Here is a 13980-nt window from a genome sequence, read left to right as displayed (position 1 = left end):
GCCTATTTCCCCACGGTTTGCGAGAGAAAGTGATTCCAGAATGGATTGGCGAAGATGAGGATCATAGAGACGACAAAGGTATAAATGGCTGTGGACTCGATCATTGCCAAGCCCACAAATAGTGTGCGAGTAATAGTGGGCGCGGCATCCGGTTGTTGCGCGAGCGATGTCATGGCCGAGGCGACGGAACGGCCTTCACCCAGCGCCGGCCCCATGCAACCGAAGCCTGTGGTGATGCCGGCGGTGGCGATGGATACTACTGCAACGATGGTCGCGCTATCCATAGAAAGTCCCTCTTTTTGGTGGAGCAATTACGCGTGACTCGGCTCCGGTTGTGCCTCAACAGCAGGCTTGGGTTTGGTTGCGCTTGTAGCGGCGGCAATATAGACCGCGGCGAGAATGCTGAAGATGTAGGCCTGTACTGAACCGGTCAGCAGACCAAGTAACGTCATGACGATGGGGAAGATAAAAGGTGTGATGGTCAGAAGAATCCCGACGATCATGACTCCGCTCATCATGTTGCCGAAGAGACGAATGGCCAAGGCCAGTGTGCGCGAAAGCTCGCTGATGATGTTGAACGGCAGCATGATCGGGGTCGGCTTGATGTAAGTTCTCAGATAGTCGGCAATTCCTTGTTCACGGATTCCGAACAGTGGTACTGCAATGAACACGCAGAATGCGAGAGCTGCCGTGGTAGAGAGTGAACCTGTCGGCGGCGTAAAACCTGGAAAGACAATGCACACGCTGCAACTTCCAATGAACAGAAAGAGCGTTCCTAAAAATGCGAGATACTTTCTTGGCTCGTTGAGACCGACCTCTTTGATTTGGCCCTCGATGCCGGTCACAATGATCTCAAGCGCGCTTTGCCAGCGTGAGATGGTTCGCCCGGTGACAAGCCTTCGCGTAATCAAGAATGATCCCAATGTCATTGCGATCATCATGGCCCAAGTCGTCACGATAGTTTCGTTGAGTTTGACAAAACCGTACTGCCAGAATATCTGCTGGTCGGAGGTGAGTTGCACGCTAGAAGCAATCATTGTCCACCTTCTTGCAGGATGCGGGTGCATTTTGCGGACGGGAGACGTATTAGCCGCGTAACGGCAATACGCGCAAGGATGAAGCCAATCAAGCAGAAAACCAGTTTTCGCCAATTGCCGTGAGACACAAGGTAGAACCCGGTGACGGCGACGGCCATTCGCAGTAGAAGACTGCCGGCAAAGACAAGGCCGGACCATTCCGATGGAGGACCCATGCGGATTGTCCACCAGAGTCCGCCAAAAAAGAATGTTCCAAGCAGTACACCGGCGAGCAGACTCCCAGTCATAATCAACATCTCATTCATGCTTGTCCTCCTGACCGTCTTTGATCGCTTTGTTCTCCTGATCCACCCAATGCCATGCATTTGCGCAACCCACGCAAAGGCCAATGGTCAGCAACATGAGTGTCCATGAATGGCCCCCTGGATGATGGTTGTCCCACCACAGACCTATCATTGCGCCAACAACGGTTGGCACTGCGACCGACCAACCAATCAACCCTGACATGCCGAGACCGAACCAGACGCTTTCGCCATTGCGTTGCGCACGCAGCTTACGGGCAGCTTTTGCGCTGACTTGTTGGATAAATTCTCTGTCCGAAGTTAAGTTATGGCGCTCTTTTTCATCGGTCATTTACAAACTCCGCCAGACGTCCCATTAAACCACTTTCCATTTTCGCGACCGCGGCTCGAACATTGCGCTCCTGTTCGTTCAGCTTCAGAAAGTCGCGCTCAACTGCATCCTTAAGCTGTCCCAGATCTGCCCCGCCAATCGCGCGACGCACAGAGACAGTCACGTTGGCGCCCGCCTTCACCAGCACACCTTGATCGATCCCGACATAGACCGTGGCCCTGTCTTTCACTTCGTAACTGAGAATTCCGGGCATAAGTGCTGCAACGCAGTCGAGTCGATTCGGCAGCAGGCCATAAGACCCATCGCTCGTCTCTGCGACGATGCGCATCACATCAGCTTTATCGGTGAAGACACCAAAAGGGAGCAGGATTCTAAGATTCATGCGTGCTCGCAGTCGCAATTCTTGGTTGCGGATCGGTATTCTTGGTTTCCGAATTATTTCCGTTGGATCTCGTTGCCTTTGGCTGAGTCACATCGGGTTGCTTCTCTTCAGGCGTTTTTTCTGTTGGCTGATTTGTCTCTGGTATCTTGGCCTCCCCAATTGCGCCGATCATATAGAGCCCGCTCTCCGGGTAGTCTTTGAACTCATCGCGGAGAATACGTTCGCAACCATCCAGTGAGTCTTTCAGGCTTACAAGCTCTCCCTTCATTCCGCTGAATTGTTCAGTCGTGAAGAACGGTTGCGTCAGAAAGCGTTCCAACCGACGAGCTCGTGCAACGGCGTTCCGATCTTCCAGTGAAAGCTGCTCCATGCCGAGCATGGCTACAATGTCCTTGAGAGATTCATACTGCGCCAGCGTGCGGCGAATTTCTTGCGCCAGGTTGTAATGCCGGTCACCGACGATACCAGGCGTGGCCATCTTTGAACTGGACTGAAGCAGATCAATCGCTGGATATAGACCTTCGCTTGCCCGTTTGCGCGATAGGACGATCGATGCAGAGAGATGTGAAAACACATGCACTGCGGCAGGGTCGGTCAGATCGTCAGCCGGCACATAGACAGCCTGAATCGAAGTGATGGCGCCGGCATGAGTATTGGCGATGCGCTCCTCAAGGCCCGAAAGATCGGTCCCCATGGTTGACTGGTATCCGAGCCTTGAAGGCATTTCGCCCAGAAGGCCAGAGACTTCCATACCGGCTTGAATGAAGCGGAAGATGTTGTCGACCAACAGAAGAACGTCCCGATGCTCATCGTCGCGAAAATACTCGGCCATCGTCAGGGCTGCTGCGCCGACGCGAAATCTGCTTCCTGGAGGTTCGTTCATCTGGCCGTAGACCATCACCATGTTGTTCAAGACGCCTGCGTCCTTCATGCCGCGATAAAGTTCCTCACCTTCGCGGCAACGCTCGCCGATTCCACAAAAAATGCTCATACCCTGCTGATGGCCAATCATGTTGTGGATCATCTCGGTAAGAAGCACCGTCTTGCCCACACCAGCGCCACCGAACAATCCAGCCTTGCCTCCACGTTCTAGCGGCACGAGCACATCAATGGCCTTGATGCCCGTCTCGAAGATCTCGGACTTTGTCGAACGCTCAGCAAGCAACGGAGGTGCGCGATGAATGGTTCTCCATTGGACATTTTGAGGCGGAGGTTTGCGATCGATGGAAGATCCAAACACGTCGAACATCCGCGACATGATCTCCTGGCCGACTGGCACTTGTAGCGGCTTACCATAATCTTCAACCTGCATTCCTCTGGCCAAGCCCTCAGTCGGCGTTAACGCAATGCCACGAACCCTGCTTGCGTCGAGCTGGGCCATCACTTCGACAATAATCTTGCCTTCTGCACCAGCATGGAGAACGGAGAAGATTGGAGGTAAATGCCGATCAAATCTCACATCGACTACACCGCCACGCACCGAGACAACCGATCCATAATTCGAACGGTCGATATTGCTCTCTAATACCGGTGTCACAATGGCCTCAATTCACAGCATCCTTTTAGGCGAGAGTTTGCGCCATGCACCAAATCCCTACCACCATTCCATCGACCGTGCTGTCGGCTTTGCCACAGTGGTCTCAGGCCTGACTGAGCGAAGAAGCAAGAGGGGGCACTGAACAAGCTTCACAACCTTTTCCGCAACTGATCCAAAAACCAGAGGATGCCACCCTGAAATACCATGCGTCGAGATGACCAATAGATCGATGTGCTCGCGCTCGACCAGTTCCAAAATATCCTCCGCCGTGTTGTTGCCAACCTTGATCGAGTAGCGCGACGTAACTCCCCTGGCTGCAAGAGTTGCACAGCACTTCGTGAGAAGTTGCTCGGCCCGCGCCTTCATCTTCAGTTCTAGGGCGACATCAGGAACAGAATATGTCAAAGCGAAGATGGAGAAGCACGGAACGATATTTACCAGAATCAGTTCTGAATCGAAGTGAAGAGCGAGGTCTGCCGCTGTGTCCAAAGCCGCCTGGGATGAAGGGCTAAAGTCAATTGGCAACAATATTTCTCTCGGAATGGAACGTAGTACTGGATGTTCAGACACGATGGCCTCCTCAACAAAATCTTAGTGCGAGATAATCGTGTGAACGCTGTCGTAGCGTTGTTCTGTCTTTGATGCTTGCTCCGCAGCTTCCTCAGCAACACGGTCAATTCGTTTTTCTGCAGTCACATCGGAGACGGTTTCGTTCTCGATTTGTGCTGCGTCGGGATTTTCAAATTGTTTCGGCATGGTTGATTTCTCCTCCTCCTACAATGCCCCCCTCGTCCCACGAACATCTGGTCTGTATTGCTCCATCGCTCAATTCAGCAGCATGGGAAGAATCGGCTTTCTCTTCAGATCAAGTATCACGCTCTCCTATTGGTGATCTGTACTGCTTCATTCACTACCACCATTCCATTGAGCGATCTGATGGAGTCGTAATGATGGTCTCGGGCTTGGCAGAGTGAAGAAGTAGAAGTGGACACTGCACGAGTTTGACAACCTTCTCGGCAATTGATCCAAACACAAGTGGATGCCATCCAGATAGGCCGTGTGTGGAGATTACTACAAAGTCGATATGCTCGCGTTCAGCTACATTCATGATGGCTCCCACGATGTCATTTGCAACCTCGACGCTGGAGCTAGCCTTTACTCCCCTAGCAGAAAGAGCTGCACATGCCCTCGCTAAACGCTGTTTTGAATGAGTCTTCTCCTCCTGTTGTAACTGCAATTGAGGAGCAGCGTATTCAGTCGTAAAAGCCGAGAAGAGAGGAATCACATTCACAAGGAATAGTTCTGCGTGGAAGTGTAAAGCTAGGTCAGCCGCTGTTTCTAAAGCCACTTGAGACGATGGACTGAAGTCGATAGGCAACAGAATCTTTGTCGGAATGGACTTCAAAGTAGGACGTTCAGACATGACAGTCTCCTCGCCGGATCATTGTCGCGGCTAAACCACGATTGTTCTCTTTTGAAAAAGCAGAGGCTGAGCACTTTTGCACAGTCATGGTTAAGTCTGCAATCGTTCTCAACCCGCGACAGCATGAGCAATAAGAGGCAGATATGCAAAAGTGCGAATGAGATGCTGGTCTCGCATCTGTCTCGAATATTCAAAGTTCACAGGAACGATTTTGCTCAATGTTGAGAGTTGTCGTTTGCACTCATTCTTCGCACGTCGCAAAGTGTATGCGATTGTACTATCGAGATCAATCTGGCCGTAGCAGATGTTGGATGCGACTTAAAATCGCAGCAAAGTTCAATCAAAGGTGTTGTGAAGATGACAAAAGGCATTGCATCACTCATTGAAGGCGAGACATGGAAGGCGCTTGAGACCCATGCTGCGAAGAACCGCTCTCTTCATCTCAGAGATCTTTTTGCTCAAGACCCGACACGCGGAGAGCGTCTGAAGGTGGAGGCCGCGGGCATTTACCTTGATTATTCAAAAAACCGCATTACCGATGAGACTGTCAAACTGCTTTTACAACTTGCCGAGGATTCTGGGTTACGTCAACGCACGGACGCCATGTTCCGAGGCGAAAAAATCAACGTCACGGAGAAGCGAGCAGTTCTCCATGTGGCATTGCGCGCGCCACTCGGAGACGAGATTCTTGTCGATGGCGTGGACGTTGTGCCTTTAGTGCATGACGTTCTGGACAAGATGACCACTTTTTCTAACAGAGTGCGCGGCGGAGAGTGGAAGGGCTATACCGGAAAGTCGATCCGCAATATCGTCAATATCGGCATTGGTGGCTCCGATCTTGGCCCAGTCATGGCGTACGAAGCTTTGCGTCACTATTCCCAGCGCGATCTGACTTTCCGGTTTGTTTCAAACGTCGATGGTACAGACATCAACGAGGCGACCCGCGATCTGGATGCCGAGGAGACGCTCTTCATCATCTCGTCAAAAACCTTTACAACCCTTGAGACAATGACCAACGCGCACACAGCGCGCGTCTGGGCGCTTGAGACTCTGAAGCATTCCGCCTCCATCGCCAGGCATTTTGTCGCCGTCTCAACCAATACTGAAGAAGTCGAAAAGTTTGGTATCGATACAGCCAATATGTTCGGGTTCTGGGATTGGGTGGGCGGACGATATTCGATGGATTCGGCGATTGGTCTCTCAACCATGATCGCAATCGGTCCAGACAATTTCCGCAGAATGCTCGGCGGCTTTCACGAAATGGATGTTCATTTTCGCACGGCCCCCTTCGAGCGCAATATCCCGGTTCTGATGGGCCTGCTGGCAATTTATAACAACAACTTTCTTGGAGCAGAAAGCATCGCGGTCCTACCTTACGAGCAATATCTAAAGCGATTTCCAGCCTATTTGCAACAGTTGACGATGGAGAGCAATGGCAAGCACGTGACAGTGAATGGGACAGCAATTGAATATCAAACCGCGCCGATCTATTGGGGAGAGCCCGGCACAAACGGCCAGCATTCTTTCTATCAACTAATCCACCAAGGAACCAGACTCATCCCTTGCGACTTCATTGCATTTGCTCAAGCGCTCAATCCGATCGGCCCCCACCACGACATTCTTCTGGCCAACGTTTTCGCGCAGACTGAGGCACTGGCCTTTGGCAAGACCACGCAGGAAGTCGAGGCGGATGGCACGCCACCATGGCTCGCACCTCATCGCACCTTCGAAGGCAATCGGCCGTCCAACACTATCCTTATGAAGCGAATGACTCCTGCGGCTTTGGGTAAACTTGTTGCTCTATACGAGCACAGTGTCTTCACCCAAGGCGTGATTTGGAATATTGATTCCTTCGATCAGTGGGGCGTGGAGCTAGGGAAGGTCTTGGCCCAACGCATCATCCCTGAACTGGATTCTTCAAATGATTCAGATCTCAAGCACGATTCCTCGACTAACGCATTGATCAAACAGTATCGTAGCGTCCAGAAAGAATGTGCAGAATGAATGCCACTGCAGTTAGACCCGTTGTTTCCAATTCCGCAGCCAGAACCCCAGTCGCAAATCAAAGGTACGTCTACATCGCAGCTATCTATGCTGCAATCGGCGGCCTGCTCTTTGGGTACGACACCGGCGTGATCTCTGGAGCGCTGATCTTCATCAAGCAGAGCTTTGGACTGTCCATCTTTCAGCAAGAGCTTGCCGTGAGCTCGGTTCTGGTTGGCGCCGCAGTCCTTGCCATTACCGGCGGCAGCCTGTCGGATAGGTTTGGGCGCAGAAAGATGCTGCTCATCACTTCGGTTGTCTTCATTGCAGGTGCATTGGTATGTGCTGCGGCAGGGTCGATCGAGATACTCATTCTTGGTCGAGTCATCGTGGGTATGGGAATCGGTCTTGCCAGCTCTGTTGTCCCGCTCTATATCTCTGAAATTTCACCAGCCAACGCGCGCGGCTGGCAGGTATCGCTATTCCAATTGGCAATTACTGTAGGAATTCTGGCTGCATATCTTGCAGACTACGCCTTTACTCCAACCGCCGCGTGGAGATGGATGCTGGGCCTTGCCGTGATTCCGGGCGGGCTGCTTGGCGCAGGTATGCTCTTCCTGCCTGAGACTCCTCGCTACCTTGCTCGCCATGGTCACTTCGATCTTGCCCGTACTGTATTGATCAAGATTCGTGGCACTCAAGACGTGGATATGGAATTCCGGGAGATCAAGACGGCCTCTCAGGAATCCGCGCTGCGCGGTCACGTCTCCGACTTGCTTTTACCTGCGCTCCGGCCAGCATTGATGATTGGCATCGGTCTGGCCATCTTTCAGCAAGTCACCGGTATCAATACCATTATTTATTACGCGCCTTACATTATTCGCACCGCTGGAATCAACTCGATTCAAGGCTCCATTCTGGCTACAGCAGGAATTGGAACAGTGAATGTAGTAATGACGTTGGTCTCAATGTGGTTGATTGATCGCGTCGGACGACGGCCATTGCTGCTGACAGGCATTGCCGGCATGATCATCAGCCTCGGTGCACTCGGATACATCTTTCATCTCGCCAAAGGCGGAGAGTTCGCCGGAGTTGCCGTAGTAATTCTTATGTTCTACGTCGCATCGTTTGCCATCAGCCTGGGACCGATATTCTGGTTGCTGATTGCAGAGATTTACCCACTGAAGATTCGCGGCCTTGCGGCTGGAATTGCGGCGGGTGCCAATTGGCTTGCAAACTTCGCGGTTTCGCTCACATTTCTCTCGCTTTTGAAGTTGCTTGGACCTAGCCTGACTTTTTGGATGTATGGAGTGCTTGCCATTGGTTCTTGGTTGTTCTCCTATTATCTGGTTCCGGAGACCAAGGGGCGCTCTCTCGAAGAGATTGAGAGCTTCTGGCATAAGAGACCCACAGGACAGTGACTGGGGCATCCATTGAGTGCGGGCACTGTATTATGCTTTGTCCGCTTTCTCCGCTATTTGTGAGGCATGAGCGATAGGAATCATGAAAGAGAGATATGTGAGAAATGGACTGCTATTGTTCTTAATTGCATTGAGTATGTCGGCAGTTGGACAGGATGGAAAGAGCGGCGCCGGCACTCCTTCAAACATTGTTTCTGCTGACCAGGTTGCACGATACGTAGACCTGAACCAGGAGCCAGACGATCTTCGACAAGAACTCGATGCGGATGCGATTGCGCTCTCCAAGATACCGTCTGATCCAATCCTGAAACCAGATCCATTTGGAATATTCCTTGATCCCTTTGAAAGGTTGACGGATCGAATCAACCAATCGGCTCATTTGAAGATCGGCGAGACCTATACCTTCGTCAGCCAGTATGCAACGAGTACGCCAGATGGCGTTCGACACGAGCAGGTCAGCGGCCGGGCGGATTTTACGGGAGCTCTAAAAGTTTATGACCATGGCAGCACTGCTGGCATGCTTAGCCTGCTAGTTCGTTCAGGTACCAATATTGGCATCAGTCAGCAATTCAATCTCAGTGATAGTCTTGGCTCCGCGCTGACCCTCAACTGCTTGCAGGGCGGCGGTCCGCAAGAACCAATCATGGTGAATATCCTCTACTGGCGACAGGATCTTCTTCACAAAAGACTCTCCCTTTATCTCGGAAAAATACACCCCAACGAATACATCAGCCTGAGCATGTTCAACAACGACGAGCGCGCGCAGTTCTTGAACGGAAGCAGCGATGGCAACCTGACATTCGCCTCCGATGGTGCATACGCGGGCGGCGCTGCTGTCGAGTACCAGGCGACCTCGCATGTCTACATTCATGCGCTCACAATCGATACCGAGGGATCACCGCAAGGAAACCTGAAAACACTTGCAGATCGAAAGTATATGCAATCCATTGAGACCGGCTGGTTTTCAGGTTCTCCGGGCAAGAAGTTCAGAGATTACCGCATGAACTTCTGGCGCGATGACACACAATCGCTTGGCAGTGGTGTTGGCGGCGGCATTGGTTTCGAACATGAGTTGCGCAGTGGATGGACTCCGTTTGGCAGACTTGGCTTTGCTTCGGATAAAGGAACTTCCATCAAGCAGGTTGAAGAACTTGGTCTTGACCAGGTAAAGCCATTTGGCCGGCGCGGAGATATGTTCGGCATTTCTGTGAGCCATTCGGAGCCGACCAGTGGAGCTAAACACCACGAGAGCGTCTTGGAATCCTTTTACCGGCTTCGCTTGACGAAGAGTGTCGATCTTGGGCCTGATTTGGAACTCTCAAACCACCCATCCTATGCAGCCAAGACCTATACAACCGCACTGCTGGGAATGAGAATGCGGATCATTTTCTAAATGAGAGAGCCTTCAAAAGTGTGAAGGCATCTTCGGACAAAAGGAGCCTCTATGACCACCACAACAAAATGCGAACATCCAGGCTGTAACTGTCAACCCGCAAACGGCAAGAAGCATTGCAGCACAACCTGCGCAGATACAAAGAGTCCAAAGACCCCCTGCGAATGCAAGCACAAGGAGTGCAAGGCTACAGGCTTGAAGATGTAGCAGCGAATCACTCTTGACTCATTGGTGAGTCAAGAGTATCTGCCTGTTTTTCAACCCATTTCAACTATGAAAGGTAAACACCCGCCATGGCATCTTCTGCAACATGCGCACCAACAACTGCTCCACCCGTATTGGATAAGATGTGCATCAATACGCTTCGATTCCTTGCTGTGGACATGGTGCAGAAGGCCAACTCGGGCCACCCAGGGCTGCCCATGGGTTCGGCGTCCATGGCGTACGCGCTGTGGGATCGCTCACTCAAGTTCAACCCGCACGATCCCCACTGGCCGGATCGGGATCGATTCATTTTGTCGGCAGGCCATGGTTGCGCGTTGCTTTATGCTCTGCTTCACGTCACGGGGTTCGAATTACCGCTTGAAGAATTGAAAAACTTTCGTCAATGGGGTAGTCGCACGCCGGGGCATCCAGAGTATGGCAAGACGCCGGGTGTCGAAGCTACCACGGGACCATTGGGCCAGGGTCTTGCGAACGGCGTTGGCATGGCCATTGCTGAGATGGCGCTCGGGGCGCGTTTTAATCGACCCGGTCACCAGATCGTGGATCACTACACCTACGTTCTTGTCAGCGATGGCGATCTTGAGGAAGGAATATCCTCGGAAGCTGGATCGATCGCGGGTCACCAACATCTTGGAAAGCTGATCGTTCTTTACGCCGACAATCATATAACCATCGAGGGTAGTACAGAACTGACGTTTACCGAGGATCGCATGGCGCGATTCGCTGCCTTCGGTTGGCACGTGCAACGAGTCGAACAGAGCAACGACGTTGAAGCCGTGGCGCTCGCACTCAACAATGCCCGTGAAGAAACTGGACGGCCATCCTTGATTGCGGTACGCACGCACATAGGCTTTGGCAGCCCGCATAAGCAGGACACCGCAGCCGCTCACGGCGAGGCCCTAGGCGTTGAGGAAGTGCGTCTTACCAAAGAAGGAATGAATTGGCCAGTTTCTCCTTCGTTTCATATCCCCGAAGAGGCGCTCGATCATTTCCGAAAAGCGGTGAATCGCGGAAGCGTTGCGCAAGAGGTTTGGAAATTGCAATTCAAATCCTTCGCGCTGGAACACCCGAAGCTAGCTGAAGAGTTCCAGAGAGTAATCGACGGACACCTACCGCAAAATTGGGATGCCGGTCTGCCGTCGTTTACTTCGTTGGATGGACCGATGGCAACGCGGGTCGCATCAGGAAATGTGATAGATGTCCTCGTTTCTCGCTTGCCAGAGATGATGGGAGGGTCAGCAGATCTTGGTCCCAGCACGCATACAGACATTCACGGGGCAGGCAGCTTTGAGCCCGAAGATTCGGCGGGGCGCAATATGCACTTTGGCATCCGCGAAAATGCGATGGGTGCCATCTTGAATGGAATGGCATTGCACCGTGGCCTAATTCCATTTGGCGGAACCTTCTTCGTCTTCTGCGACTATATGCGTCCTCCCATTCGACTTGCGGCGATGAACGCACTGCCGGTGATCTATATTTTTACGCATGACAGCATCGGAATGGGCGAGGACGGTCCCACTCACCAACCTGTGGAACAACTCATCGGTCTGCGATCGATTCCGGGAATGACTGTCCTTCGGCCTGCCGATGCCAATGAGACTGTCGCTGCATGGCGAGTGGCGATTGGAAGAAAGCAGGGGCCTGTCGCACTGGTTCTCACACGGCAGAGTCTTCCGGTTCTCGACCTCAATTATTATCCGGCTATTTCCGCTGGAGTTTCGCAGGGTGGATATATTCTCGCAGATTTTCCAGAATTGCAACCTCCGGAGATCATTCTTATCGCAACCGGATCGGAAGTGCATCTTGCAATCGAGGCACGGAACCTACTGCTGAATGATGGGGTGAACGCGAGAGTGGTGAGTATGCCAAGTACCAACCTGTTTGCTTTGCAGTCTGACGCCTACCGGGAGAAGGTTCTGCCCACAGGTGTACCGCTGCTGGTCATTGAGGCTGGTTCTCCACTTGGGTGGCAATCCTTTGTCGGCCCCAAGGTTGCGGTCATTGGGATAGACACATTTGGCTCATCGGCCCCCGGGCCAGTCGTGATGGAGCACTACGGTTTCACCGTGGAGAACGTATGCAGACAGGCTCATCATGTGCTCGACCAACTCAAGGAGAAGGCATCATGCGTGTAGGAATCGCGTCAGATCATGGAGGCTTTGCATTGAAAGCGCATATCGCAGATTTGCTGCGCACTGCTGCCCACGAGGTCATTGACTTTGGCGCACCTCAACCGAACCCCGGAGACGATTATCCGGATTACGTTATCCCACTGGCTAGGGCGGTCGCTGCTGGCACAGTAGATCGCGGAGTCGTGCTCTGTGGTAGCGGTGTGGGCGCATCCATTTGCGCCAACAAAGTCGCCGGTGTGCGCGCCGGACTCATTCACGACGTCTTCTCCGCTCACCAGGGCGTTGAAGACGACGACATGAATGTCTTTTCGCTCGGTGGACAGGTGATTGGGCCGGCTCTGGCTTGGGAGTTGATTGAAACGTTTCTGAAAGCGCGCTTCAGCGGAGCACCGCGACACCAGCGCAGAGTAGATAAGGTGCTGGCATTGGAAACGCATCCCATCGAGCATTGAATGAAGGAGAAATGAAATGAATCGAACCACGCAGAAACTGCACGAAATCGGTCAGAGCTTATGGCTTGATAACATCACACATCGACTGCTTGCAAGCGGCACGCTTATGGGTTATATTCAGGAGCTTTCCGTTACCGGCCTCACATCAAATCCAACCATTTTCGATCACGCTATCAAGAACAGCAGCGACTATGACGATGTCATCCGGCGAAAGTTGGATGAAGGAAAGTCTGGCGAGAAGCTGTTCTTCGAGTTGGCACTTGAGGATCTTACTGAACCTCGCATAATATAGTGACAATGTCGGTCGTGTAGCAGTAAGCTATCAGGCATGACACGATCCAATGCGCCACGACGTGACTTCGCAGCCCTGCAAGAACGCCGCCGCCGCGCCGCGCGTCTGTTTGCCGCCGGCAAGCGTTCACAGGCAGAGATCGCCCGTGAACTCCTCATCAGCCGTCAAAGCGTGAGCCGATGGTTCGAGGCTTGGCGTCAGGATAAGCCGGGTTGGATTCGCGGGGCGGGGCGGGCAGGTCGTCGGCCGAAACTGGATGGGGCGCAACTCAAGCAGGTGGACAAGGCGTTGCGTCAAGGCGCGCAGGCCCATGGTTTCGGAACCGATCTGTGGACATTGCCCCGTGTGGCGGCAGTAATCGAACGGACCACGGGCGTTCACTATCATCCCGGCCATGTATGGAAGATTCTTGCCGCTCTTGAGTGGAGTCTGCAACGGCCGGCCAAGCGAGCGCGGGAACGCAATGACGAAGGTCGGCGGCTGTGGATGGCGAAGCGGTGGCCGGCAATAAAAAAAACGCCCGGCGGCGAAGAGCCTGGATTCTCTTCCAGGACGAAAGCGGAGTCTCGGAGCGGCCGCCGGTAAGACGGACTTGGGCGCCGAAGGGAGAGACTCCGGTGTTGGTTTATGCCTTCAACTGGAAGAAGCTGTCGATCAGCGCGGCACTGGGCTATCGCTGGGACGGCAAGCGATGCCGGTTGTGGTTTCAGACCCGGCCAGGCAGCTACAACGACGAACGGCTGACCGTCTTTTTGCGTGATCTGAAGAAACACTTGCGCGGGCAGAAGGTGATTCTGATCTGGGATGGACTGCCTGCACACAAAAGCAGGAAGATGAAGCAGTATCTGGAGAGCCAGCGTAGTTGGCTGCAGGTAGAGACGCTGCCAGGTTATTCTCCTGATCTGAATCCGGTAGAGGACTTATGGAGCAACATCAAAGGTCAGGAATTGGCCAACCGATGTGTTGCCGGACTTGGCGAGGCTGAAGACGGTGTGCGCAGCGGCATGGAGAGAGTGCGCCAATCCATACTGCCGTTTTCTTTCCTGCACCACGCGGGACTCTTTTTTTGA

Annotated in this window: 16 protein-coding genes and 1 pseudogene; 8 read left to right on the top strand and 9 right to left on the bottom strand. The window is 52.9% G+C overall.

The genetic code is table 11. The features are described 5' to 3' along the window. Positions 1-2: 2 nt before the first annotated feature. The 9 genes and pseudogenes from ACOBR2_RS01535 to ACOBR2_RS01495 all read right to left on the bottom strand — a co-directional run bounded on the left by ACOBR2_RS01535 (position 3) and on the right by ACOBR2_RS01495 (position 5012). Complete coding sequence (locus ACOBR2_RS01535) at positions 3-284, bottom strand: F0F1 ATP synthase subunit C (protein WP_420238320.1); 282 nt, start codon at positions 282-284, stop codon at positions 3-5. Between the two features lie 27 nt (positions 285-311). Further along, on the bottom strand, positions 312-1037 hold the full coding sequence (locus ACOBR2_RS01530; protein WP_420238319.1) for a F0F1 ATP synthase subunit A: 726 nt from the start codon (positions 1035-1037) through the stop codon (positions 312-314). Further along, on the bottom strand, positions 1034-1342 hold the full coding sequence (locus ACOBR2_RS01525) for an ATP synthase subunit I (protein WP_420238318.1): 309 nt from the start codon (positions 1340-1342) through the stop codon (positions 1034-1036). Before ACOBR2_RS01525 ends, ACOBR2_RS01530 begins: the two co-directional genes overlap by 4 nt. Continuing rightward, positions 1335-1670, bottom strand: a complete 336-nt coding sequence (locus ACOBR2_RS01520) for an AtpZ/AtpI family protein (protein ID WP_420238317.1) — start codon at positions 1668-1670, stop codon at positions 1335-1337. Before ACOBR2_RS01520 ends, ACOBR2_RS01525 begins: the two co-directional genes overlap by 8 nt. Further along, the gene (locus ACOBR2_RS01515; RefSeq protein WP_420238316.1) at positions 1660-2052 is read right to left on the bottom strand and encodes a F0F1 ATP synthase subunit epsilon; all 393 of its coding nucleotides are present in this window, start codon (positions 2050-2052) and stop codon (positions 1660-1662) included. The genes ACOBR2_RS01520 and ACOBR2_RS01515 overlap by 11 nt, the downstream gene beginning before the upstream one ends. A 148-nt stretch (positions 2053-2200) precedes the next feature. Beyond that, positions 2201-3589, bottom strand: a pseudogene (atpD, locus tag ACOBR2_RS01510) (F0F1 ATP synthase subunit beta); the annotation flags it as partial. Between the two features lie 57 nt (positions 3590-3646). Continuing rightward, positions 3647-4159: a universal stress protein gene (locus tag ACOBR2_RS01505; RefSeq protein ID WP_420238315.1), complete on the bottom strand. Its 513-nt coding sequence runs from the start codon at positions 4157-4159 to the stop codon at positions 3647-3649. 21 nt (positions 4160-4180) lie between these two features. Then, on the bottom strand, positions 4181-4345 hold the full coding sequence (locus ACOBR2_RS01500) for a hypothetical protein (protein ID WP_420238314.1): 165 nt from the start codon (positions 4343-4345) through the stop codon (positions 4181-4183). A 154-nt stretch (positions 4346-4499) separates the two neighbouring features. Then, a complete protein-coding gene (locus ACOBR2_RS01495; protein ID WP_420238313.1) occupies positions 4500-5012 on the bottom strand; it encodes a universal stress protein in 513 nt (170 codons plus the stop codon). 357 nt (positions 5013-5369) lie between these two features. Here ACOBR2_RS01495 and pgi point away from each other — a divergent pair, with 357 nt between their 5' ends. From pgi to ACOBR2_RS01455, 8 genes are all read left to right on the top strand, one after another. Then, entirely contained in the window at positions 5370-7016 is a 1647-nt protein-coding gene (gene pgi, locus ACOBR2_RS01490; protein ID WP_420240050.1) for a glucose-6-phosphate isomerase, read from the top strand. Then, positions 7013-8416: a sugar porter family MFS transporter gene (locus ACOBR2_RS01485; protein WP_420238312.1), complete on the top strand. Its 1404-nt coding sequence runs from the start codon at positions 7013-7015 to the stop codon at positions 8414-8416. The genes pgi and ACOBR2_RS01485 overlap by 4 nt, the downstream gene beginning before the upstream one ends. 82 nt (positions 8417-8498) lie before the next feature. Continuing rightward, positions 8499-9809: a carbohydrate porin gene (locus tag ACOBR2_RS01480; protein WP_420238311.1), complete on the top strand. Its 1311-nt coding sequence runs from the start codon at positions 8499-8501 to the stop codon at positions 9807-9809. Positions 9810-10102: 293 nt separating this feature from the next. After that, positions 10103-12169 (top strand): transketolase, encoded by a 2067-nt coding sequence (gene tkt, locus ACOBR2_RS01475; RefSeq protein WP_420238310.1) that lies wholly within the window; start codon positions 10103-10105, stop codon positions 12167-12169. Further along, on the top strand, positions 12160-12618 hold the full coding sequence (locus tag ACOBR2_RS01470) for an RpiB/LacA/LacB family sugar-phosphate isomerase (protein WP_420238309.1): 459 nt from the start codon (positions 12160-12162) through the stop codon (positions 12616-12618). The genes tkt and ACOBR2_RS01470 overlap by 10 nt, the downstream gene beginning before the upstream one ends. A 16-nt stretch (positions 12619-12634) precedes the next feature. After that, positions 12635-12910 carry a transaldolase family protein gene (locus ACOBR2_RS01465; protein ID WP_420238308.1) on the top strand — a complete coding sequence of 92 codons (276 nt, stop codon included), beginning with the start codon at positions 12635-12637 and terminating at the stop codon, positions 12908-12910. A 36-nt stretch (positions 12911-12946) separates the two neighbouring features. Next, a complete protein-coding gene (locus ACOBR2_RS01460; RefSeq protein WP_420236305.1) occupies positions 12947-13495 on the top strand; it encodes a winged helix-turn-helix domain-containing protein in 549 nt (182 codons plus the stop codon). Beyond that, on the top strand, positions 13393-13980 hold the full coding sequence (locus ACOBR2_RS01455; RefSeq protein WP_420238307.1) for an IS630 family transposase: 588 nt from the start codon (positions 13393-13395) through the stop codon (positions 13978-13980). The genes ACOBR2_RS01460 and ACOBR2_RS01455 overlap by 103 nt, the downstream gene beginning before the upstream one ends.

The organism is Telmatobacter bradus (genome assembly GCF_048629425.1).
Lineage (GTDB): Bacteria > Acidobacteriota > Terriglobia > Terriglobales > Acidobacteriaceae > Telmatobacter > Telmatobacter bradus.
The sequence above is the reverse complement of the archived record's forward strand: the minus strand, read 5'-3'. Positions and strand labels throughout refer to the sequence as shown.